We start from the raw sequence: 22,400 nt of genomic DNA, 5'->3' as shown, positions 1-22,400 counted from the left end.
TGTCCGCGTGCCTGAATCGACCAGAAAAACGGCGGTGAGTTGAACGTAGCAGCTTATTAAATGTTGCTGCTGAAGTTACTCTATACAATCGTTAATCTTTATTTTAGTTTGTCTGCTGCTCAAACTCTGCTCTAATGCGTGCCAGCAAAGCTGGATCGTTATACACATCCGCAGCGGTGGCAGCGAGCATTTTCGCCCCGAAGATCATGCGCTCCAGGGCGCGCTCTGTAATGGCTGCGTCACGAAACCCTTCCGTATGCAGCAGCAAGCGCTCCTCGACGATTTTCACATAAGGATGAATAGCTGGGCAGTGCGTGGAAACATTGCCGAGGTCAACCGAGCCATGGTCCTTGCCGATTTGAATTTCGCCAACCTGAATGCCTGCCGCAATCAGGTTGGCGGAAAATTGCTCCGATAGCGCTTCATTCGTGCGCAGCTCATCATAAGACAGCTCATAATTGTTCGTGCGCAGCTCGCAGCCGGTTTGCAGGGCGGCTCCTTCGGCGCAGCGAAGCACCTTCGCGGTCAACTCGTTCGTATACATGCGCGAAGCCGAGCGAATATAAAATTTCGCCGAGGCATAGTCGGGGATAATGTTGGGCGCCTTGCCCCCATTGTCGATAATGCCGTGAATGCGCGTATCACTGCGGGTTTGCTGGCGCAAGGCATTGACGCTGTTGAACAGCTGAATGACCGCATCGAGCGCATTAATACCCTCATAAGGGCTGGCTGCCGCATGAGCAGCCGCTCCTGTAAATTCGAACTGCACGGCATCCATCGCCAGCGATTCGCCGGATTTTTCAAACGTATGGTAAGGATGCGCCATCAAGGCGAAATCGCAATCATCGAACAAGCCAGCTTCTGCCATCGGCACTTTAGCGCCCTTCGTTTCTTCCGCAGGCGTCCCATAGACGCGAATGCTTCCCGCTTCTAAAACCGATTTCAAGCCGACTGCGGCGCCGATGCTCATCATGCAGATGAGGTGATGACCGCAGGCATGACCGATTTCCGGCAATGCGTCATATTCGCAGAGGAAAGCGGCGATCGGGCCAGGCTTGCCTGTATCATAGGTAGCGATGAAAGCAGTAGCCAGCCCAAGCGTGCCCCGCTCAACGCTAAAGCCTTGACGCTCAAGCTCCGCGCACAGCGCAGCCGAGGCTTCAAATTCCTCATGTCCAAGCTCTGGATTCGCAAAAATCGAACGGGAAATCGCCTTAAAGCCCTCGCTATGACGCTCGATTTCCTCAAAAATCGCAGGTTTATTCAACATCCTCTTCATTCCTTTCTAAGCAACCACTTGTAACCACATCATAAATAAAGCAGATGCTGGCATTATAACATGCCGCGCAGTCTGCTAGATAGCCAGCGGCACCCATCGGCATACGCGGGGGGCAAGCTGAACAAGCTAATCAACCACAGTAGAACCACAGTAGAACCACAGTAGAACCACAGTAGAACCACAGTAGAACCACAGTAGAACCACAGTACAAGCGTCTGTTCCCAGAGTTGTGCGAATAGCTGGCTTAACGCATGCCGTGCATTTTTTTAAACTGCTCGGGCCCAACACCTTCCAGCCGCTTGAAGACGGAGCTGAAATAGCTTGCGCTGTCGAAGCCGGACAGCTTGGCGATTTCCTGCATTTTCAGCGTGCTCTCACGGAACATCAGCTGCTTGCTGCGGCTAATTCGCTCGCGGTTCACGTATTCCATCGGCCGCATGCGCATCGCTTTTTTAAACAATAGGCATAAATATTGCGGCGTCACATTAATCGCCCCTGCTAAATCCTCAATCGTAATGAGGCTGCCGGCATGCGCTTCAATATATTGAATGACGGGATGGAGCCGCGATAGGCTTTGATGCGCCGAATGGGAGCTGACACGAACAACCTTCAAGAGATCAAGCAGCATCGCATAGAGCAGTTTGGAGCATTCCAGGCCGAGAAAAGGACGGTCCGACTGCGACATCGCATATATGCTGCGCATATGTGAAATTAATACTTCTCCGTCTGCTGTTGCATAGACGCCGGATTCAGTAATGCCGGCCTGCTCGAACAACGTTTCGCACAGGCTGCCGCCAAAGCTGACAAAATGCACATCCCACGGCTCGCGGGTCGCATAATAACGATGCGGCACTCCGGGGAACAGGCAGAAGCCTTGGCCATTTTTCACCGAATAGCTTTTTTCTCCGATAATAAGCTCGCCTTCCCCAGAAGCAACCTGCAGCCATTGATAGTGGGGAAAGCCGTTCATGCGATCGATCGTCTCCTGATTGCCCCAATGTCCGATTATGTCGACGTAAAGCGGCAGCGCAAGCTCGGTATCCGTTACAAGCGGGAATGCGATTGTATCCATATGCTGCACATCCTGTTTCATATTTTTATAGAGATAAGAATATTGTGAGATTTAGTTTCAATAAAACGAAATATATAATATGAATATAGTTAAAGAATGAGCGTTCGTCAAACGAATGCCGCTATTACAGGAGGTTACACAGATGAGCAGCAAATTTCCACCAATCAGCTCGAAAATTCCCCAAATGCTTCATGGCGCGGATTATAATCCGGACCAGTGGCTTAAATATCCTCATATTTTAGAGGAAGATATTCGTTTAATGAAATTGTCGCACAGCAATGTCATGTCGGTTGGCATTTTTGGCTGGGTTGCGCTGGAGCCAGAGGAAGGCGTCTTCACTTTTGAGTGGATGGATCAATTGCTCGACCGCTTTGCGGCCAACGGCATTTATGCACTGCTTGCAACGCCGAGCGGAGCGAGACCGGCATGGATGTCGTCCAAATACCCGGAAGTGCTCCGTGTAGATGAGAATGGCATTCGCAATCTGCATGGCGCACGTCATAATCACTGCTTCTCCTCTCCGGTCTACCGCGAGAAAGTGCAAATTATGAATACGAAGCTTGCTGAGCGTTATTCGAGCCATCCGGCTGTTATTGGCTGGCATATTTCCAATGAGTTCGGCGGCGAATGCCATTGCGACCTGTGCGCAGAGGCGTTCCGCGGCTGGCTGCAGCAGCGTTATGGCACACTTGAGGCATTGAATGATGCTTGGTGGACGACGTTCTGGAGTCATACGTATACCGATTGGAGCCAAGTCGATACGCCAACGCGGCGCGGAGAACGGGCGGTTCACGGCATGAATGTGGACTGGATGCGTTTTGTTACGGACCAGACGGTGGACTTCTGCCGCAAGGAAATGGAGCCGCTTCGCGCAATCAACCCGGAGCTGCCAATTACAACTAATTTTATGCTCGACTTTGAAGGGCTTAATTATTGGAAATTTGCAGATATGCTCGATATGATTTCGTGGGATGCTTATCCGACTTGGCACAGCCTGGAGAGCGATAGCGAGCTGGCGGCTTGGATCGGCTTCAACCATGACATTTTCCGCTCGCTCAAAGGCGGCAAGCCATTTATGCTGATGGAAAGCACGCCAAGCATGACGAACTGGCAGCCGGTCAGCAAGCTGAAGAAGCCGGGCATGCATTTGCTTTCTTCCATGCAGGCCGTTGCCCATGGCTCGGATACGGTGCAATATTTCCAATGGCGCAAAAGCCGCGGCTCCAGCGAGAAGCTGCATGGCTCGGTCGTTGACCATGTCGGACATGAGCATACCCGCGTATTTAAAGATGTAACGGATGTAGGCCATGCGCTTACACAGCTTGGGGGAGTCGTAGGAACATCGGTTAAGCCGGAAGTCGCGATCATTTACGATTGGGAAAACCGCTGGGCGGTCAAAGACTCCCAAGGCCCGCGCAACTGCGGCATTCATTACGAGGAGACGGCGCGCAAGCATTACCGTCCGTTCTGGGAGCTAGGTATTCCGGTCGATATTATCGATTCCGAATGCGCATTGGACTCTTATAAAATCGTGATCGCTCCTATGCTGTACATGGTACGTCCAGGTGTGGGCGAGGCTATTGAGAAGTTTGTTGAAAATGGCGGCACGTTTATTGCGACTTACTGGACCGGCATCGTGAACGAAAGCGATCTATGCTTCCTGACGGGCTTCCCAGGGCCGCTTCGCAAAACGCTCGGCATCTGGTCGGAGGAAATTGATTCCCTTCATGACGGCGAGACGAATCGCGTAGTCATGACGGAAGGTAATGCACTGGGCTTGTCCGGCGAGTACGAAGCGCATGAGCTGTGCGACCTTATTCACCTTGAAGGAGCAGAGGCACTAGCCGTATACGGAGAAGATTTCTATGCTGGCCGTCCGGCATTGACGGTGAACCGCTTGGGCAAGGGGAAAGCGTATTATGTAGCTTCCCGCAACAAAGAACCATTTTTCACAGATTTCTTCAAGACGCTTGTGGAGCAGGAGGGCATTCGCAAAGTGCTCGATACCGAGCTGCCTGAAGGCGTGACTGCGCAGCTGCGTGGCGATGGGGAGTCGGACTATGTATTCGTATCCAACTTCACGCCGCAAGAGCAGCAGGTAGTGCTCGATAGCCATTCCTATGAGGATGTTTTGAATGGTGGTCAAGCGGAGTCTGCACTCACACTTGCTGCGTATGATGTTCGGATTTTAAAACGTAAATCTCGTTAATCGTTTCAAAATGATGAGAGAGCCGCGAACCTCGTTCGCGGTTCTTTTGTGCTGGAATACGCTTTATTGAATTTTAAAATATGAGAAACGTTGAATATGGTTCTAAATACCTATAATCAAATATAGGCATATTGTCGATTAACGATTCATGTTGTTTTGTATGGAGGAGTGGGTAGCATGAGAAGGAAGCAGCTGCATTTATCTTTGACGGTTAAATTGGTATCCTGTGTAGTCATTTGCTTGCTTGTCATTTTTACTGTAATGAATGTGCTGAATATTAATCAACTGGAGTCGCTTGCTGTGACGAAAGGCGAGCAGGAAGCGCAGTTGGCCGGAACTGATTTTGTGATGTCGGTACAGCGTGAGCTTACGGCAACCGAATCCAAATTGGAAAATCTGATGCTTGTCCTAAAGGAAACGCGAAGTGAAAAGCAGCTATCGCGTCAAAAGGTCGTTGAAATGCTGCAAACCATGGTCGAAAATGATCCACGTGTGCTGGCGTATTATACGTTGTGGGAGCCGGATGCTTTTGACCAAGAAGACGAGGCCAATAGTAATTACTCGACATACGATGATAAAACAGGCCGTTTTATTCCTTATGTTTTCCGTAACGGCAGTGGGACGGCAATCAATCCGCTTTCGGATTATACGGTGGAAGGGGCGGGAGACTATTATTTGCTGCCCAAGCAATCAAAAAAAGTAACTTACGTTGATCCTTATTTTTATAATGTAGCCGGTCAGCAGACGCTTATTACATCAATTGTTGTTCCCATATTGGATCAAAGTGGCAGCTTCCTCGGGATAGTCGGAGCAGACTTATCCATTGAGAGCTTCCAGAAGGCAGCAGCCGAATATTCGCCAATGGGCGGTTATGTATCCCTGATTAGTGAAAAAGGCAATTATTTGGCTAATCCGAATGATTCGGCAGCACTGAATGAGGCTTTCGGGGATAATGAAGGGAAGCAGGCGCTTCTGGATGATGTGATGAGCGGTACGCGTTATTCGGGCTACACGGCGGATTCGAATGGCGACGAAGTCATGCGGCTGTTTGAGCCGATAGCGCTGCCGGGAAGCAATCAATTCTGGTATAGCCAGAGCGTTGTTCCTAAAGCAGCGATATTTGAAGATTTTAATGCCAGTCGCACGACATCGCTGGTAATTGCCTGTTCTTCGATGATTTTATTGGGTGTTATTATTTCTCTCCTGATCCGCTTTATGGTTATTCGCAAGCTGAACTTGTTTAATATAGGACTTGAAAAAATGGCCGAGGGCGATCTTACCCAGACGATTGCCATTAAACAGCAGGATGAGCTAGGCCAGATGGCTGCTTCCTTTAATAGGATGACGGAGAAGCTGCGGGGCATGTTCCAGCTCGTAACGAATCTCGGGTTAGCCGTAAGTGAAACGTCGGAGCAGTTGACAGCTAGCGCCGATCAGACGAGCAAAGCGTCAGAGACGATAGCCGAATCGATTCAGACAGTAGCGATGGATGCCGAGACGCAAAATCAGCATGCCGGCGGCACCGCAGAAGCGATGTATGCGATGTCCAGCCATGTTCAGCGCATAGCTGAATCGAGCGATCAAGTAGCCTCCTCAGCGAATGGGGTCGCGCTGCAGACAGCGGATGGTTATCAATTGATGCAGGAAGCCGTCCGTCAAATGGGCCAAATCCAGCATTCGGTGTCGGAGACGGAAGCAGCGATTGAACGGCTTAATGAACGCTCGACCCAAATCGGACAAATGACGGGCCTGATTACAGCAATCAGCGTACAAACGAATCTGCTTGCGCTGAATGCCGGCATTGAGGCTGCGCGGGTAGGCGAGCATGGCCGGGGCTTTGCCATAGTAGCGCAAGAGGTGCGCAAGCTGGCGGAGCAGACGAAGCAGGCAGCGGATCAAGTATCACAGCTTGTGGATGGCATCCGCAGCGATACGGATCATGTGGCGCAAACGATGCAAAGAGGCTCCAAAGAAGTGGCGAGCGGCGCGCAAACGGTAGAGGGAAGCGGCGAGCTGTTCAATGCGATTATGAATGAAATGAGCGCAGTAAGCAGCCAAATTCAAGAGGTTTCAGCGGTGGCTGGCCAAATGAATGCAAGCTCGCAGCAAATGACCGCAAGCGTTGAACAAATGGCGGTTATAGCGGGCGACACGGCATCCAATTCCCATAATGTCGCAGCGGCCTCCGAGGAGCAGCTGGCATCGATGCAGCAAATATCGGCGGCGGCCGAGTCACTGGACCATATGGTTCAGGAGCTGCTGGAAAAATTGTCGCAGTTTAAAATTTAATTTTCTCTAAAAACCGCTATTCGCCTGCTCATTCAGCAGCGTGAATAGCGGTTTTTTTGTTCCTTTTCCTTAAAGTGGAATTTCCGAGAAGCGGGCTTGGTCTAATTTGACATTGCGTTAACATAGCAAAGTATTTCCGTTGATGCTAAAGACCTATAGTGAAGGAAGAAGGAATTACGGAAGGATGATGACCAATGACGACTGCTGAGCTAGCGTATCCGATGGATATGAAGCTGGAAATGGACGAATTAGAAGCCTGGCATCCAGAGCAGCAAGCAGAAAACGTCTTAACTGCGGAGGCTGCCGGTTGGGGAGAGCAGACAGACGCTCCGTCGCATCAGGCTGCTCGGCTTGCCGATTTTATTCGTCAGGCGCCGATTGTGCGGGAGGAGCGGACCTGCAAAGAGACGATAGCGGTCTTCAAGCAGCATCCCGAATCGGAATGTGTGGTCGTTTGCGACGCTGCCGATCGAGTGAAGGGACTCATGATGCGGAATCGTTTTTTTCTAAAGTTGGGCCATCGTTTTAGTGCCGATTTATATTATGAAAAGCCGATAACCGTCATGATGGATGCAACTCCGCTTATTATTGACTACGAAAGTGCCCCGGACCATCTCATTGAGCGGGCGCTTAATCGTCAGGAGAAAGTACTCTATGATTGCGTGCTTGTAACGGATGCAGACAAGTTCACCGGCGTCTTGACGGTTGCCGATTTGCTGAAGCTTTCCAAAAGGCTGCAGGAAGAAGCGGAGCTGGCCCAGCGTCGGACGATTCGATCTGCGGAAGAGCGAGTAAAGGAGATCGAATCAGCGATTCAAAGCGTGCGCGGCTCCACGGAGGAAGGCGAGGAGCTTTCGGTCGTGATGGTCGATTTGACGCTGAAGGGGAAAAACGAGCTGGATAACGTAACGAAGGCATTCGCTTCCATCGCGGCCAACTCCCAGCTTCAGGAGGAGCGAATGCGTGCCTTGCAGGCGGAAGCTGGCTCGATTAGCAAGGTGTCAGGGCTGATTAAGGAGCTGGCAGAACAAAGCAATTTGCTGGCGATCAATGCTTCGATTGAAGCAGCGCGGGCTGGCGAGCATGGGCGAGGCTTTGCAATCGTGGCTGGCGAAGTGATGAAGCTGGCGAACCAGACGAAAACATCAGCGGGTACGATTACATCGCTTATTCAAACGATTATCCAGGAAATTGAACAAACGGCGCAGCTGGCGAAAAACGGCAGATTGGAGACGGCGTCTAGCGAAGCGCATGTGCATGAGGTAGAAGGCGCATTCAATAGCCTGTTTCATGCGGCGGCTGAAAATCGCGGCAATGCCGGGCAAATCGGGGCATTGTCCGAGCAGGCTTATTTGCAAGTGCAGCACGTCGCACAGGAAATGAGCAGCCTGCAAAAGAGCACTCTTTCATAAAACGTCTACTTTTAACACTACGTTAACATAAATGCAATATAAGATTTACAAACAGTCTGTAACATATAGAACGGAACAGACTAGTTGCGGCATGAATCACATACAAACCATAAATAAGGGGAAAACGGGCAATGGAAAGCAATAAGGAGGAGAACGTTTGGAAGCGCTAATTAACATAGACAAGCTGAATCTTTATTACGGGGCGTTCCACGCACTGAAGAACGTATCGCTTACGATTCCGGCTAAGGCGATTACCGCCTTTATCGGGCCTTCCGGCTGTGGCAAATCGACCTTGCTGCGGACGCTTAACCGGATGAATGACATGATTCAAGGAACGAGGATCGAAGGCAGCATTATCATTGACCAGCAAAATATTTATTCTAGCGAGGTAGAGGTAGAAGCGCTGCGCCGTAAAATCGGCATGGTGTTCCAGCAGCCGAATCCTTTTCCGAAGTCGATTTATGATAATGTGGCTTATGGTCCGCGTCTGCACGGCATTACAAACAAAAAAGAGCTTGATGAAATTGTAGAAACGAGCTTGAAATCTGCGGTGCTGTGGGGCGAAGTGAAGGATTCCCTGAAGCGCTCGGCACTGGGCTTATCGGGCGGTCAGCAGCAAAGGCTTTGTATCGCCAGAGCGATTGCGGTAAATCCGGATATTTTGCTGATGGATGAAGCGACTTCGGCGCTAGATCCGATTTCCACCTTAAAAATCGAAGAGCTGACCCAGGAGCTGAAGGATAAATATACGATTGTAATGGTCACTCACAATATGCATCAGGCGGCTAGGGTGTCCAACCAAACGGTATTTTTCCTGAACGGCGAAGTCGTTGAATATGCGGATACGGAAAAGCTGTTTTCTAATCCGTCCGACCAGCGCACGGAAGATTATATTTCCGGACGCTTCGGCTAAATTTGGCTAATGCCAAATAAGCGGGCTCATGCGTTTTCCATGTAAAGATTGATCATTTGGGAGGAAATTTAAAATGATGACAACACGCAAGGAGTTCGACCTCGGCCTCGAGCAGCTGCATAATTTTGTAATTGAGATGGGGAATTTTGTTGAAAATGCTTTGGTCGAATCCATCGAAGCTCTAAAAGCCGTTGATGTGGCGCGCGCGCAGCAGGTTATTGCTGCTGATCCTTCGCTCAATCAACTGGAGGAGAAAGTAACAGAGCTTGGGGCAAAGCTCATTGCGACGCAGCAGCCGGTAGCGAAGGACTTGCGCCGGATTTTATCTTCCTTCCGCATTGCCAGCGATTTGGAGCGGATGGGCGATCTGGCGGTTGATATTGCCAAGGTCGTATTGCGCATGGAAGGGCAGGAGCTGATCAAGCCGCTCATCGATCTTCCGCGCATGGCCGAAATTGTACAAATGATGACAACGGAATCCATCCAATCCTTCATTCAAGAAAATGTCGACCTCGCTTACAAAATGGCCAAGGATGACGATCAGGTCGATGCGCTGTACGGGCAAATTACCCGTGAGCTTTACTCGCTAATGATGGAAAATCCCCGTAACATTACGCAATCCTCGCTGCTTAGCTTTGTTGGCCGTTACCTGGAGCGCTTCGGCGACCACGCCACCAACATCGGGGAGAGCGTCGTCTACATTGTGACAGGCACAAGACCAGATTTGAACGTTTAGCCTCATAACCTAGTGAAAAAAGGTTCCGTCTCCACGCTGCTGTGGAAATGGAGCCTTTTCTTAATTTATAAGCTGATTCTATCCAGCACCTGCTGCATAAAAGCTTGATCCCAGTGCTGGCTGCGCCAGCTGGCGATCATCGGCCACCGGGCTGCCTCACTGTCAAGGGCGGCAAGCTGTAATCCAAGCTCATCTAGCTTAGCCGCTTGCGGCAGTAAGCATTCGGGCAATATAGCAAGGTCACCGCAGGCTGCGGCGGCATTTATAAGCAGCTCCACCGATCCGAAGGACGCATGCGAGGTTAAGGAATACTGGTGCTTGCGGCTCCATTCATGTATACGCTGTGCGACGGAGCTGTCAGCAAGCTCGGCAAACTCATATTTCTCGAGCTGGGAGTCCAATGAAATTTCTTCTGACCAAGCATATAAAGGATGCTGCTGAGGAATCATAACCCGGAGCGGCGAGGCGCCAATCGTCTGATAGCGGAATTCGCCGCCATCAACCTGCTGTTTTCCTTCCCCATACATAATAAAGTCAACCGTTCCCAGATGCAGCTTCTGATAAAGCTCCTCCTCATCATGAACGGCGATGGACATAATAGCGGCATGGCTTTCGGAAAGGGTCCGCAGCTTTCCCATTGCGGTACTGTTTGTGAGGTAAGCGGCGGTACTGGTCGTACAGCCGATTACAAAACGATTTTTCTCTGCCGCATGAATGGCGCCAAGTCTCGACTCCGCCTCGCTATATAATTGGTCGATTTGCGACGCATAATGAAGCAGCAGCTTTCCATTGCGAGTGAGGAGCACTTTCCCCGTTCGCATCTCGAACAGCTTGACGCCCCATTCCTCCTCCATTTTCTTCATATGAAAGCTGACGGTAGGCTGTTTGATTTGCAAGGCATTGGCCACCGCCGTGATCTGTTTATAGCGATCGATGAGGACCATTAACTTCATTTTTAACAAACTCATGAGCTGCCTCCTGAAATCTTTCATTTTATCTATATCATATCCACATTCATAGAAAAAATCTATGAGATTTAATTGATAATTTTACAAACAGAAAACATTAGGTTAATGCCCCCGATCTACAATAGGTCTTGTGAAGCAAACAAGGTATTGAGAGGGGAAAATAAGAAATGAAGAAGTCTTTGATGTTGATTATGGCAATGGTACTGACATTTACACTGGCTGCATGCGGCCAAGCAAACAATGGAGGTACAACAGCTGGCAACACAACAAGCTCAAGCAGCCCATCCACAGAGCCCTCCGCTGAACCGTCAGCAGAAGCATCTGGTTTAACAGGCTCGCTTCTTGCAACTGGATCCTCTGCCCTGCAACCATTGGTTGACCAAGCATCGAAAATGTTTATGGAGAAAAACAGCGGCGTTACGATTCAAGTACAAGGCGGCGGCAGCGGTACAGGCCTGACGCAAGTATCCGAAGGACAAGCAAATATCGGCAACTCCGACGTTTATGCAGAAGAGAAGCTGGATGCAGATAAAGCAAAAGAATTGGTTGACCACCAAGTGGCAGTAGTCGCTATGGCAGCAGTTGTAAACAAGGATGTAAAAGTAGACAACCTGACGAAACAACAGCTGATTGATATTTTCACAGGCAAAGTAACGAACTGGAAAGACCTTGGCGGAGATGATGCAGCAATCGTAATCGTAAACCGTCCAGCAAGCTCCGGTACTCGCGCTACTTTTGAGAAATATGCACTTGGCCAGAAATCCGAAGATCTTCAAGGCTCGATCCAAGAGGATTCGTCCGGTACCGTTAAGAAAATTATCGGTGAAACACCAGGCGCTATCGGTTACCTTGCTCTTTCTTACCTTGATGATTCCATCAAAACAGTAAGCTATGACGGCGTAGCAGCTAACGTAGAAAACGTAGCCAACGGCACGTATCCAGTATGGGCTTACGAGCACATGTATACAAAAGGCGAGCCTGATGCAGCAGCAAAAGCTTTCCTGGAATACATGATGAGCGAAGAAATCCAAAACGAAAAAGGCTTGGTTGTTGAGCTGGGTTACATCCCAACTAGCCAAATGCAAGTCGTTCGCGATCTTGACGGCAACATCACTAAGAAGTAATAGCTAATCATTCATAGGCCAGCACAAGAGGCGGATTCGCAATCTGCCTCTTTCTGGCTGTATAGAGGAGATTATTATGGCGCAGACGATACCGAAAAAAACGGCGGGCAATGGCCGTACCGCGGGCAATAACCATTTTGTTGAAGAATGGGTCGGTAAAGTATATACAACCTTATGTGTTCTGTTTTTGGTTGCGACGATTATTGCCATGGTGTATTTTGTCGCTTCCCGCGGACTAAGCACCTTTTTTAAAGATCATGTAAACGTATTTGAGCTGTTAGGCGGTTTAAAATGGAGTCCGGAAGGATCTCCCCCATCCTTCGGCGCATTCCCGTTCATCTTCGGCTCCTTCAGCACGTCGCTGCTTGCCGCGCTGCTTGCTGCGCCACTTAGCATTTGCGCATCGATCTTTATGATTGAAATTACGCCGAAATTCGGACGTAAATTTTTGCAGCCGGTTATTGAGCTGCTGGCGGGCATTCCATCCGTTGTATACGGTTTTATCGGTCTTAGCGTCATCGTGCCTTTATTCCGTGATATTTTTCCTGGACAAGGTTTAGGTGTAGCTGCGGGCGCCCTTGTATTGTCCATTATGATTTTGCCAACGATGACGACGGTTGCGACAGATGCTTTAGCATCCTTGCCTGCTGGGCTTAAGGAAGGCTCGTACGCACTCGGTGCCACACGCTGGCAAACGATTTATCGCGTCGTTATTCCGACTACGCTTCCCGCGCTCATGACGGGTGTCGTGCTCGGTATTGCCCGGGCATTCGGCGAGGCGCTGGCTGTACAGATGGTTATCGGCAACGCGCCCTTTGTGCCGCGCTCCCTGTTTGAGTCGGCTTCGACGCTGACAAGCGCTATAACGCTCAGCATGGGCAACACTGCTGCCGGCTCAACGCATAACAATGCTTTGTGGTCGCTTGCGATGATTTTGATGCTCATGACATTCGTGTTCGTATTTATCGTACGCTGGCTGGAAGGCAGGTCTAAACTATGAAACCAAAAACAGTAGATAAAATTGCCACAGCCGTCATTATTTGCGTAGCTGCATTCATCGTGCTGCTGCTGATCGGCTTGCTCGGCTTCATTCTTGTGCGCGGGCTAGGCCATATTAGCTTCAGCTTCCTGACCTCGGCTCCTGAATCGTTCAGAGAGGGCGGAGGCATTGGGCCGCAGTTGTTCAACTCCTTGTTCCTGCTCGTGCTTACGATGATCATCACCGTTCCGATTGGGATTGGCGCAGGCATCTATATGAGTGAATATGCGAAGCCGAGCAAGCTGACTGATTTTATCCGACTTGTCGTTGAGGTACTATCTTCGTTTCCTTCCATTATTGTAGGTTTGTTCGGCTTACTTATGCTTGTCAATTATTTCGGTCTTGGTTTTTCCTTGCTGGCGGGTGCGCTTGCGCTGACCGTATTCAACCTGCCACTCATGGTGCGGATTACGGAGCAGGGCCTCAAAAGCGTGCCAAGAGAGCAGAAGGAAGCGAGTCTGGCGCTGGGCTTGACGAAGTGGAAGACGATTACGTCAACGATGCTGCCCATCGCTTTGCCGATTATTGTATCGGGCACGATTTTGGCTGCAGGCCGCGTATTTGGCGAAGCGGCGGCGCTGCTCTTTACGGCAGGCATGAGCTCGCCTAGACTCGATTTTTCGGATTGGAACCCATTTAGTCCGGTATCTCCGCTTAACCCTTTGCGTCCGGCTGAAACGCTTGCGGTTCATATTTGGAAAATCAATTCTGAGGGGCTAGCTCCCGATGCTGCGGAAATTGCTGCTGGAGCTTCGGCTGTACTGGTCATCACGGTGCTGCTGTTTAATTTGCTCGCACGCTGGCTCGGCCGCTTCATGTACCGCAAGTTTACCGCTACGAAATAGGAGGATGGCAGCATATGGCTGAAAATGGCATATCCGTACGCGATTTAAGCGTTTATTATGGCAGCAATAAGGCTGTTAAAAATGTATCGATCGATTTTGAAAATAAACAGGTTACAGCGCTCATCGGGCCGTCCGGCTGCGGGAAATCGACGTTTTTGCGGACGCTGAACCGGATGAACGATTTGATTCCGAATGCCAAAATGACCGGTGAGATTTGGATTGGCGATGAGGATATCAACAATCCGAAAACCGATGTGGTGCTGCTGCGCAGACGCATCGGCATGGTATGGCAGCGGCCGAACCCTTTTCACAAGTCGATTTATGAAAATATTGCTTTTGGCCCTCGTTACCATGGCATCAAAAATAAAAGTGAGCTCGATGAGCTGGTGGAGGAATCGCTCCGCAAAGCGGCGCTTTGGGAAGAGACGAAGGACCGCTTGCATACGTCGGCGCTTAGGTTGTCTGGCGGACAGCAGCAGCGGCTGTGTATTGCCCGCTCCATTGCGGTTAAGCCGGACATTATTTTGATGGATGAGCCTGCTTCGGCGCTCGATCCTATTTCGACCTCTAAAGTAGAGGAACTGATCACGGAGCTGAAGCAGGACTACTGCATCGTGATTGTCACGCACAATATGCATCAAGCGGCGCGGATTTCGGCCAAAACGGCGTTTTTCCTGTCCGGCGAGCTGGTGGAATTCGAAAATACAGAGAAAATGTTTACGAATCCCAGCAAAAAAGAAACGAGCGACTATATTTCCGGTCGTTTCGGGTGATCCCCTTGCGCGCATGCTTCCAGCATAGCCATAAGGAAACCCTGTATGCCCCAGCAACAACTTCTGCCTGCTAAGCAAGCCGGTATGGAGTTGTTTTTTTATATGCTAAAAAGTAGGTGTAGCACTCAAGCCTGCTTGCGGCAGCTAGGGCAAAAGTCTTGTGCTTTACAGATAATTTACATGAATATGTTACTCTGCTCACATTTGGCTGGTAATGTAGAAGCAGAACAACCAAGACTAAAGGGAGACCTGGCATGGACGAGATGGCAATTGGTCTGATCCATATAGAACTGCTCCAAGTGATGAGAGAAAGCTGGCGGCTTGGGGGGATTGGCGTCATATATATACGGCTTACGGAGGAACGAGCCTTGCCCGAATCATGGCTGCGGACATGGGAGCGGAGGCTGAAGCCGTTCAAGCTGATCTGGAAGCGCAGCTTTGGACAGGAGTATTACATTATGCTCGGCTGCAATGGCTCGAGGCTTGGAGCTGAGCAGGCGATGAATGACAGCGCAGCGGAGCTGTATACGCTCGCAAGCCGGGAGCAGAGCGTTATTATAGGCCATGTAATCGCATATCCGCCTGCGGGGCAGAGCCATGAAGCGGCTGAGCAAGCCGCATGGAAAGCGCTTAGGGAAGCTTGGCGGCGAGCGGAAATGAGCAGCATGCGGGTTTCAAGCAAGCAGGCAGTGGAAGCGGCCAAGAGCCCGGGTCCAGATAGGCAGCTGGAAACAACGGCGGCATTGGCGCTTGAAGAAAGGCAAAGTCGGCAGGAGATAGCGGTTGCGCTTGAACCGGAAGAAGCGGCGATCGCTTATTATGCGGCCCCAGGCATGAGCATTGGCGAGCAGGCAGCGCCGTTTCCCGTCTTTTCAGCGCAGGCGCGCGTGACGGAAGTTGCCGATTTTTTCAATATGAACGGCAAGGAGCAATGCGTGATTCTGCAGGAGGAGGGACGCCCCGTCGGCCTGCTGATGAAGCAAAAGCTGCATGAGCTGTTAGCTGGGAAATATGGGCTGCCGCTTTATTCCACTCGTCCTGTTGAGAAAATTATGAATGCATCGCCATTAATCGTGGATGCGGACATGCCGATTGAGCATGTATCTCAGCTGGCGATGGCGCGGGATATTTCCCATTTATATGATGTCGTTATTATTACGGCGCGAGGCCAGCTGCTTGGCGCAACGACGGTTCGCGATATTTTGGAGCGCATTACGACGCTGCGGATGGAGGCGGCAAGATCGGCCAACCCGCTGACGGGTCTGCCCGGCAATGAGGGCATCCAGCTGGAGCTGGCTCGCAGAAGCAGTGGCGACAAGCCGTTCGCCGTTATTTATGCGGACTTGGATTATTTCAAATGGTTTAATGATTGCTTTGGGTTTAGCCAAGGCGATGCGCTCATTCGTTTTTTGGCGGATACGCTAGTTGGCATCAAGGAAGAATATGGGCTGGCAAGCGACTTTATCGGGCATATTGGCGGTGATGATTTCATTATGGTGACGGAAGCCTCTTATGCTGAAAAAATTTGCAGCAGGTTGATTGAACGTTTTGACGGCGGGGTAAAAAGGTATTACGGTGGAGTGGAGGTCAGCATGGTGGAGGATCGTCACGGCAACACGGTGGAGCAGGAGGGGGTTACTTTGTCCCTATCTTTAATGCTTGCTTCCGGCGGGACGGCGCCAAGTCACATATCCACTTTAACAGCGAAGCTCAAGAAGCGTGCCAAGATGCAGAAAGGCAGTGTGTATGTCATGGAAGATATGACCTCCTGCACACAAGAACGCAATGCTACAGAGGGGATCGAAGTGAGACGTGGGACATCATCAAGCGATAGTGCAGCGAAGCAACCTTATAGTGGATGAAAAGCCGGAAAATATTGGCGTTATCTATTTATCCTGGCACAGTAAACAGTCGGCAGGAACCTTTGAGCAGCTGCCCCCCTCATTTATGAAGAGATGGAAGCTATACATAGAGTTAATGATTTATGCGAACCCGGAGACAGCTGCCCACGTACGGGACAAGTTTTGGATGGGCGAAGATTTGTATATTGTAATGGCTTTGCCGGATTTGCAGCAGCAGGAGCTGCAGGGAAATTTGCTGCAAGCCGCAGGCAAATGGCAGGAGGAAGCCGAGCGGGGGTTCAGTGGCGCCGAGCTTGGAGCCATGCCGGATATGCGCCTGCATGCAGGCGTAGGTTTGGTAGAGCGCGGCGATACCGGAAGCCCAGTCTCCCGCCTGTATGAAGCTTCTAAGCGAGCGCTATTATATGGGCAGCAGAAGGAAGCTTTAACACGCGCCATGCGGCTTCAATATTTGAACGGCCTAATTCGCGGCAAGCTGCTCATTCCGGTCTATCAGCCGATTATGTCGCTACAGGAAATCGGCAGCGAGCGGGCAGCATTCGGATATGAGGCACTCACGCGGTTCCCTAAAAATAAATGGTTTTCCAGTCCGCTCGACTTGTTTGCCTTCGCAGAAGAGTCGGGAGAGGTTGCACGGCTGGATCAGACGGCGCGCGAGCAGGCAGTGGAGGGCATCACCGGCCTTCAGCCGCATCAGAAGCTGTTTCTAAATATGACGGCGCAATTGCTAAATGAAGGAAGCTTTTACCCCGACAGGCTCGCCAAAATGATGGAGCAGCGAGGCTTGTCGCCCCATCATATCGTCTTTGAAATTACGGAGCGTTCGGCTATTCAGGATTATGGCTCCGTGCTTGCTACACTTGCGCAGTATCGCCGTCAAGGCTTTCAAATCGCAATCGACGATGTAGGCGCAGGATATTCGTCGCTGCAGGCTATTATTGAGCTGAAGCCGGATTATATAAAAGTAGACCGCTCCCTCATTATGGGCATTCATGAGCACGAGATGAAGGAGCATATTGTGCATACGCTTGTCCAGCTGGCCGACAAAATGGCGATTGGCATTATCGCCGAAGGCATTGAGCATCAAGAGGAGCTGGACAAAGTAAAGGCAATGGGCGTGCATTATGCCCAAGGCTATTTGCTAGGGCGCCCGGGCGAGATTGCCGGTCTGGTCCAGCGGCGATAGCCGGGATGAGAAAAGCTGTTTCTGAGCGATCCATATGGAGCTTGGAGAGAGCTTTTTTTCGCGAAATGGGCCATGTATGAAGTGGACGGCAGCCTTGCTAATGCTAGCTGCGGAAGCGGGTTTTCAGGAATGTTGGCTGCCCAGCGCGAGAAGGAAGCAAAGGCATTTGCAGTTATGGTATGATAACCATTAGAACCGATAAATGAGGTGTCAATAATGGATAAATGGATGTTGTTAGATGGCAATAGTATTGCGTACCGGGCATTTTTTGCAATGCCTCCGCTTACGAATTCGGCTGGTTTACATACGAATGCGATATATGGCTTTACAACGATGCTGCTTAAGCTGCTGGAAGACGAGAAGCCGACGCATGTGCTCGTTGCATTTGATGCAGGGAAGGCAACCTTTCGCCATGAAGGATATGCAGAATATAAAGGCGGACGGGAAAAAACGCCACCGGAGCTGTCGGAACAGTTTCCGGTGCTCAAGGAGCTGCTGCAGGCTTTTCAAATTGCGCAGTTTGAGCTGAACGGGTTTGAAGCGGACGATATTATTGGCACGCTCACCCGGCTTGCGGACGAGCAGAAGGTCGAGACGCTTGTCGTCACGGGCGACAAGGATATGCTCCAGCTCGTATCGGAGCATGTGACCGTAGCGCTGACGCGCAAAGGGGTGAGCGAGCAGGAGCGATATTCTCCGGCTGAAATTAAGGAGAAATACGGACTGACGCCGAATCAAATCATTGATTTAAAAGGGCTGATGGGCGATGCCTCCGACAATATTCCGGGCATTCCGGGTGTTGGCGAGAAAACAGCGCTCAAGATGCTGCATGAATTCGGCACGGTTGAAGAAGTGCTGGCGAATACAGCGAGCTTGAAGGGCAAGATGAAGGAAAAGGTCGAGCAGCATAAAGAGGATGCGGTGATGAGCAAGAAGCTCGCGACGATTCACCGCGAGGTGCCGCTTGCGCCGGAGCAGGAGCCGGAGGCGATTCGCTACAGCGGCTTTAATGGGCCCGCGCTTGCGGATGTGCTGCGCCGGCTGGAATTCCGATCCGTTCAGGAACGGCTCGGACTGAGCGGCGAAGGAAGCGGTTCAGCAGGCGAAGCGGCCGAGCTGAACCTGATTGCGATAGAGTCGGCTGCGGATGCGCCGAAGCTCGATGAGCTGATGAAGGCGCTTGAAGCAGATGACAGCGGCTTCGGTCTATATGTGGAAGCGATAGGCGAAAATCCGCATCAGGCTGAGCTGGTCGGGCTGGCGCTGGCAAACGCCGAAGCGGCATATGCGCTGCCTTTCGCCGCGCTGAAGGAAGCTTTCGCAGAGCCGCTGCGGAGCTGGCTCGCTGATCCTAGCAAGAAGAAGGTCGGCTTTGATACGCATAAAGTGGAGCTGGCTTTGAAGTGGGCGGGCATCACGCTGAGCGGCGTGAGCTTTGATGTCCAGTTGGCTGCTTATGTGATTGATCCGACGGAATCGAGCCTTTTGCTCTCCGGCATTACCCATCGCTACGAACAGCCAGCTGTGCCTAGCGATGAGTCGGTATACGGCAAAGGAGCGAAGCTTAAAGTACCAGCTGCGGCCGTGCTGTATCAGCATCTGGCAACGAAAGCCGATGCGGTGCGCAGAGTGGCGCCTTTGCAGCGCGACGAGCTGAAGGAAACAGGCATGCTCAGCTTGTATGAAGAGCTGGAGCTGCCGCTCTCCGTTATATTGGCGGGGATGGAGCATCAGGGCATCAGCGTCGAGAAGGCGGAGCTGGAGATGCTTGGCAGCGAATTGGAGCGTCAGCTTACGACGCTGGTGACGGAAATTTACAAGCAGGCGGGTATGGAATTTAATTTGAATTCGCCGAAGCAATTGGGCGAGGTGCTGTTCGAGAAGCTGGGCTTGCCCGCGAGGAAAAAGACGAAAACGGGCTACTCGACAGATGCCGAGGTACTCGAGGAGCTGGCGCCATACAGTGAAATTGTTCCGCTGATTTTGCATTACCGGACGCTGGCGAAGCTGCAATCCACCTATGTGGAAGGGCTGCTCAAGGAGATTCGCGAGCAGACAGGCAAAATCCATACGTATTTCCGCCAGACGATAGCGGCAACAGGCCGTCTGAGCAGCCAATTCCCGAATTTGCAAAACATTCCGATCCGTCTGGAAGAGGGCCGCAAAATCCGCAAAGCATTCGTTCCGTCCGAGCCTGGCTGGACCATTCTCGCAGCAGACTATTCGCAAATTGAGCTGCGCGTGCTCGCCCATATTTCCGGCGATGAGAATATGAAGGAAGCGTTCATTCAGGACATGGACATTCATACAAAAACGGCGATGGACGTATTTGGCGTAACCGAGGATCAGGTGGATTCCAATATGCGCCGCTCGGCGAAGGCGGTCAATTTCGGCATTGTGTATGGCATCAGCGACTTTGGGCTGTCCAACAACCTGAACATTACGCGAAATGAAGCCGGTCGGTTTATTGAGCAATATCTCGGCGTCTTCAAAGGCGTGAAGTCGTTTATGGATCGGATTAAAGTCGAGGCGGCGAAGCAAGGCTATGTGACGACTTTGCTCGATCGCAGGCGGTATTTGCCGGATATTAATCATTCGAATTTCAATAAACGCTCTTTCGCAGAGCGCACCGCAATGAATTCGCCGATCCAAGGCACAGCAGCGGACATTATTAAGCTGGCGATGGTGCATATGAATAAGAAGCTGCACGAGCTGAAGCTCAAAAGCCGCATGCTGCTCCAAGTACACGATGAATTGGTATTTGAGGTGCCAGAGGATGAGCTGGAACAGATGAAGAAACTTCTTCCTGAAGTGATGGAATCCGCCATCAAGCTCGATGTTCCGCTTAAGGCGGACGTCAGTTTTGGAGCGAACTGGTATGAAGCGAAATAACCCGCTGGGAGCGGAAATCAGGTATAATAGACGTTGAGGTGAGATGCAATGCCGGAACTTCCAGAGGTAGAAACGGTTAGACGAACATTAATTGAGCTTGTTGCAGGAAAAAAGATTAAATCGGTTACGGTGCGGCTGCCCCGCATTATTCAGCGTCCGGCTGTGCCGGAGCAATTTGAGGATGCGCTCGTCGGCATGACAATCGAGACGGTCGAGCGGCGCGGAAAGTTTTTGCGTATCGTCATGGACGGGCTTGTGCTCGTATCGCATTTGCGCATGGAAGGCCGCTATGGATTATTTCAAAGCGATGAGCCCATCGAGCTTCATACGCATGTCTTGTTCCATTTTGAGGATGGAACGGATTTAAGATATAAAGATGTCAGGCAGTTTGGCACGATGCACTTGTTCACGCCGGGCACGGAGTTTGAGCTGCCGCCGCTGAATAAGCTGGGCCTCGAGCCGCTTGAGCCTGCATTTACTCGCGATGTGTTGCATGCCAAGCTGGCAAGGCGCTCTACGAAAATCAAGCCGCTGCTGCTCAATCAGGAATATGTGGTCGGGTTGGGCAATATTTATGTAGATGAGGCACTGTTTCAAGCGGGTATCCATCCTGAGCGGAGCGCCAGCTCGCTTACTGCCGGAGAATGGGATAAGCTGCATGCAGCAATCTGTTCGACGCTTGGCAAAGCGGTGGAAGCGGGCGGCTCATCGATCAAATCCTATGTAAATGGGCAAGGCGAGATGGGCATGTTCCAGCATCAGCTGCTCGTTTATGGCCGAAAGGACGAGCCGTGCCCGGTTTGCGGAGTAGCCATTGAAAAGTTTGTTGTTGGAGGCAGAGGCACGCATATTTGCCCTAGCTGCCAGAAGGCGCCGGAGCAAGCAGGCGAGCAAAGCGCCGGCTAATCGCGATAACTAAAGCCAAGCCCTCCATGATGTAGTCATTCACCCTAGGCATGCATCTGCATATGCTGTTGTGAAGAACAATAGGCAGATGCCCTGTAGGGTGAAATCGGGGCACCTGCGTATGCAGGGAGTGACGAGGGTTGGCTTTGCATCTGGTTTCGTTGATCGTGCTCGCTTTTGCTGTGAGCGTGGACGGCTTCGGTGTTGGCATTACGTATGGTTTGCGCCGCATTCGCATCCCGTTGCTGTCCGTGCTGATTATCGCGTGCTGTTCAGGCCTGATCATTTTATTGTCTATGAAGCTAGGCAGCGTTATCGCCAATTATTTGTCGCCAGGCTCGGCAAGCTTGATTGGCGCCATCGTGCTGATGGGTATTGGCTGTTGGGCGCTGCTTCAGCTGCGGCGAAATCGCCATGAAAGCAAGAAGGTGGATGTGGAAAATGCGTCTGCCGCTTCTGGTGCTAGCGGCCCGGTTTCAGAGGATCGTTCCGATCTGGCGGCAGTAGAAACAAACGCTGCGGAGGCAAGCCATCCGGTGCTCGTTGTGATTGTTGAGCTGAAACGCATTGGGCTTGTCATTCAGATTTTACGGACACCGCAGGCTGCTGACGTTGATAAGTCGGGCACGATTTCCGCCTCCGAGGCGATTATGCTCGGCGTAGCGCTATCGCTCGATGCTTTCGGCGCAGGAATCGGGGCCGCGATGATTGGTTTGCCTGCTTTGCTGACAGCGATTGTGATTGCTGCGGCTAGCGCCCTATTTTTGCTAGGGGGCATCAGCTTCGGCTTTCGCTTCTCGCATTGGAAGGGCATGCAGGCGCTGGCGGTACTGCCAGGCATTTTGCTTATTATGATTGGAATATCAAAGCTGCTGTAAAGATGAGGTGGAAGGGC

Annotated in this window: 17 protein-coding genes; 14 read left to right on the top strand and 3 right to left on the bottom strand. The window is 51.2% G+C overall.

The features are described from left to right. Positions 1-103 precede the first annotated feature (103 nt). A complete protein-coding gene (locus ASF12_RS04750) occupies positions 104-1,270 on the bottom strand; it encodes a M20 family metallopeptidase (RefSeq protein ID WP_056030228.1) in 1,167 nt (388 codons plus the stop codon). A gap of 253 nt (positions 1,271-1,523) precedes the next feature. Then, positions 1,524-2,351, bottom strand: a complete 828-nt coding sequence (locus ASF12_RS04745; protein ID WP_056030225.1) for an AraC family transcriptional regulator — start codon at positions 2,349-2,351, stop codon at positions 1,524-1,526. Positions 2,352-2,493: 142 nt separating this feature from the next. Between ASF12_RS04745 and ASF12_RS04740 the strand changes: the two genes are divergently transcribed. The 5 genes from ASF12_RS04740 to phoU all read left to right on the top strand — a co-directional run bounded on the left by ASF12_RS04740 (position 2,494) and on the right by phoU (position 9,910). Beyond that, positions 2,494-4,560, top strand: coding sequence for a beta-galactosidase (locus ASF12_RS04740; protein ID WP_056030222.1), 2,067 nt, complete (start codon positions 2,494-2,496; stop codon positions 4,558-4,560). 177 nt (positions 4,561-4,737) lie between these two features. Beyond that, positions 4,738-6,849 (top strand): methyl-accepting chemotaxis protein, encoded by a 2,112-nt coding sequence (locus ASF12_RS04735; protein ID WP_056030219.1) that lies wholly within the window; start codon positions 4,738-4,740, stop codon positions 6,847-6,849. 194 nt (positions 6,850-7,043) lie between these two features. Next, positions 7,044-8,261 carry a methyl-accepting chemotaxis protein gene (locus tag ASF12_RS36280; RefSeq protein WP_056030216.1) on the top strand — a complete coding sequence of 406 codons (1,218 nt, stop codon included), beginning with the start codon at positions 7,044-7,046 and terminating at the stop codon, positions 8,259-8,261. 157 nt (positions 8,262-8,418) lie between these two features. Next, on the top strand, positions 8,419-9,174 hold the full coding sequence (gene pstB, locus ASF12_RS04725) for a phosphate ABC transporter ATP-binding protein PstB (RefSeq protein WP_056030213.1): 756 nt from the start codon (positions 8,419-8,421) through the stop codon (positions 9,172-9,174). Positions 9,175-9,250: 76 nt separating this feature from the next. Next, positions 9,251-9,910, top strand: a complete 660-nt coding sequence (gene phoU, locus ASF12_RS04720; protein WP_056032815.1) for a phosphate signaling complex protein PhoU — start codon at positions 9,251-9,253, stop codon at positions 9,908-9,910. 65 nt (positions 9,911-9,975) lie between these two features. Here phoU and ASF12_RS04715 read toward each other — a convergent pair whose 3' ends face one another. Next, positions 9,976-10,878 (bottom strand): LysR family transcriptional regulator, encoded by a 903-nt coding sequence (locus ASF12_RS04715; RefSeq protein WP_056030210.1) that lies wholly within the window; start codon positions 10,876-10,878, stop codon positions 9,976-9,978. A gap of 167 nt (positions 10,879-11,045) precedes the next feature. On the opposite strand from ASF12_RS04715, the gene ASF12_RS04710 reads away from it, so the two are divergent. The 9 genes from ASF12_RS04710 (at position 11,046) to ASF12_RS04665 (ending at position 22,383) form a co-directional block, all read left to right on the top strand. Then, a complete protein-coding gene (locus tag ASF12_RS04710) occupies positions 11,046-12,002 on the top strand; it encodes a phosphate ABC transporter substrate-binding protein (protein WP_056030206.1) in 957 nt (318 codons plus the stop codon). 76 nt (positions 12,003-12,078) lie between these two features. After that, on the top strand, positions 12,079-13,002 hold the full coding sequence (pstC, locus tag ASF12_RS04705) for a phosphate ABC transporter permease subunit PstC (protein ID WP_056030203.1): 924 nt from the start codon (positions 12,079-12,081) through the stop codon (positions 13,000-13,002). Then, positions 12,999-13,886, top strand: coding sequence for a phosphate ABC transporter permease PstA (gene pstA / locus ASF12_RS04700; protein ID WP_056030200.1), 888 nt, complete (start codon positions 12,999-13,001; stop codon positions 13,884-13,886). The genes pstC and pstA overlap by 4 nt, the downstream gene beginning before the upstream one ends. Before the next feature lie 14 nt (positions 13,887-13,900). Then, positions 13,901-14,659, top strand: a complete 759-nt coding sequence (gene pstB, locus ASF12_RS04695) for a phosphate ABC transporter ATP-binding protein PstB (protein ID WP_056030197.1) — start codon at positions 13,901-13,903, stop codon at positions 14,657-14,659. Between the two features lie 254 nt (positions 14,660-14,913). After that, positions 14,914-16,521 carry a GGDEF domain-containing protein gene (locus tag ASF12_RS04685; RefSeq protein ID WP_056030191.1) on the top strand — a complete coding sequence of 536 codons (1,608 nt, stop codon included), beginning with the start codon at positions 14,914-14,916 and terminating at the stop codon, positions 16,519-16,521. Beyond that, positions 16,472-17,707, top strand: a complete 1,236-nt coding sequence (locus ASF12_RS04680; protein WP_155972775.1) for an EAL domain-containing protein — start codon at positions 16,472-16,474, stop codon at positions 17,705-17,707. Before ASF12_RS04685 ends, ASF12_RS04680 begins: the two co-directional genes overlap by 50 nt. A 216-nt stretch (positions 17,708-17,923) precedes the next feature. Beyond that, on the top strand, positions 17,924-20,599 hold the full coding sequence (polA, locus tag ASF12_RS04675; protein WP_056030185.1) for a DNA polymerase I: 2,676 nt from the start codon (positions 17,924-17,926) through the stop codon (positions 20,597-20,599). 48 nt (positions 20,600-20,647) lie between these two features. Continuing rightward, a complete protein-coding gene (mutM, locus tag ASF12_RS04670) occupies positions 20,648-21,505 on the top strand; it encodes a DNA-formamidopyrimidine glycosylase (RefSeq protein ID WP_056030182.1) in 858 nt (285 codons plus the stop codon). Between the two features lie 140 nt (positions 21,506-21,645). Continuing rightward, entirely contained in the window at positions 21,646-22,383 is a 738-nt protein-coding gene (locus tag ASF12_RS04665) for an MntP/YtaF family protein (protein ID WP_056030179.1), read from the top strand. The last annotated feature ends 17 nt before the right edge of the window (positions 22,384-22,400 follow it).

The organism is Paenibacillus sp. Leaf72 (genome assembly GCF_001422685.1).
Lineage (GTDB): Bacteria > Bacillota > Bacilli > Paenibacillales > Paenibacillaceae > Pristimantibacillus.
The sequence above is the reverse complement of the archived record's forward strand: the minus strand, read 5'-3'. Positions and strand labels throughout refer to the sequence as shown.

Excerpts from the sequence above, each read along its gene's own strand:
- ASF12_RS04735 (WP_056030219.1), top strand. The coding sequence starts at position 4,738 with ATGAGAAGGAAGCAGCTGCATTTATCTTTGACGGTTAAATTGGTATCC.
- polA (WP_056030185.1), top strand. The coding sequence starts at position 17,924 with ATGGATAAATGGATGTTGTTAGATGGCAATAGTATTGCGTACCGGGCA.
- ASF12_RS04740 (WP_056030222.1), top strand. The coding sequence starts at position 2,494 with ATGAGCAGCAAATTTCCACCAATCAGCTCGAAAATTCCCCAAATGCTT.
- pstA (WP_056030200.1), top strand. The coding sequence starts at position 12,999 with ATGAAACCAAAAACAGTAGATAAAATTGCCACAGCCGTCATTATTTGC.
- phoU (WP_056032815.1), top strand. The coding sequence starts at position 9,251 with ATGACAACACGCAAGGAGTTCGACCTCGGCCTCGAGCAGCTGCATAAT.
- mutM (WP_056030182.1), top strand. The coding sequence starts at position 20,648 with ATGCCGGAACTTCCAGAGGTAGAAACGGTTAGACGAACATTAATTGAG.
- ASF12_RS04750 (WP_056030228.1), bottom strand. The coding sequence starts at position 1,270 with ATGTTGAATAAACCTGCGATTTTTGAGGAAATCGAGCGTCATAGCGAG.
- pstC (WP_056030203.1), top strand. The coding sequence starts at position 12,079 with ATGGCGCAGACGATACCGAAAAAAACGGCGGGCAATGGCCGTACCGCG.
- pstB (WP_056030197.1), top strand. The coding sequence starts at position 13,901 with ATGGCTGAAAATGGCATATCCGTACGCGATTTAAGCGTTTATTATGGC.
- ASF12_RS04745 (WP_056030225.1), bottom strand. The coding sequence starts at position 2,351 with ATGGATACAATCGCATTCCCGCTTGTAACGGATACCGAGCTTGCGCTG.
- ASF12_RS04685 (WP_056030191.1), top strand. The coding sequence starts at position 14,914 with ATGGACGAGATGGCAATTGGTCTGATCCATATAGAACTGCTCCAAGTG.
- ASF12_RS04715 (WP_056030210.1), bottom strand. The coding sequence starts at position 10,878 with ATGAGTTTGTTAAAAATGAAGTTAATGGTCCTCATCGATCGCTATAAA.
- ASF12_RS04710 (WP_056030206.1), top strand. The coding sequence starts at position 11,046 with ATGAAGAAGTCTTTGATGTTGATTATGGCAATGGTACTGACATTTACA.
- ASF12_RS36280 (WP_056030216.1), top strand. The coding sequence starts at position 7,044 with ATGACGACTGCTGAGCTAGCGTATCCGATGGATATGAAGCTGGAAATG.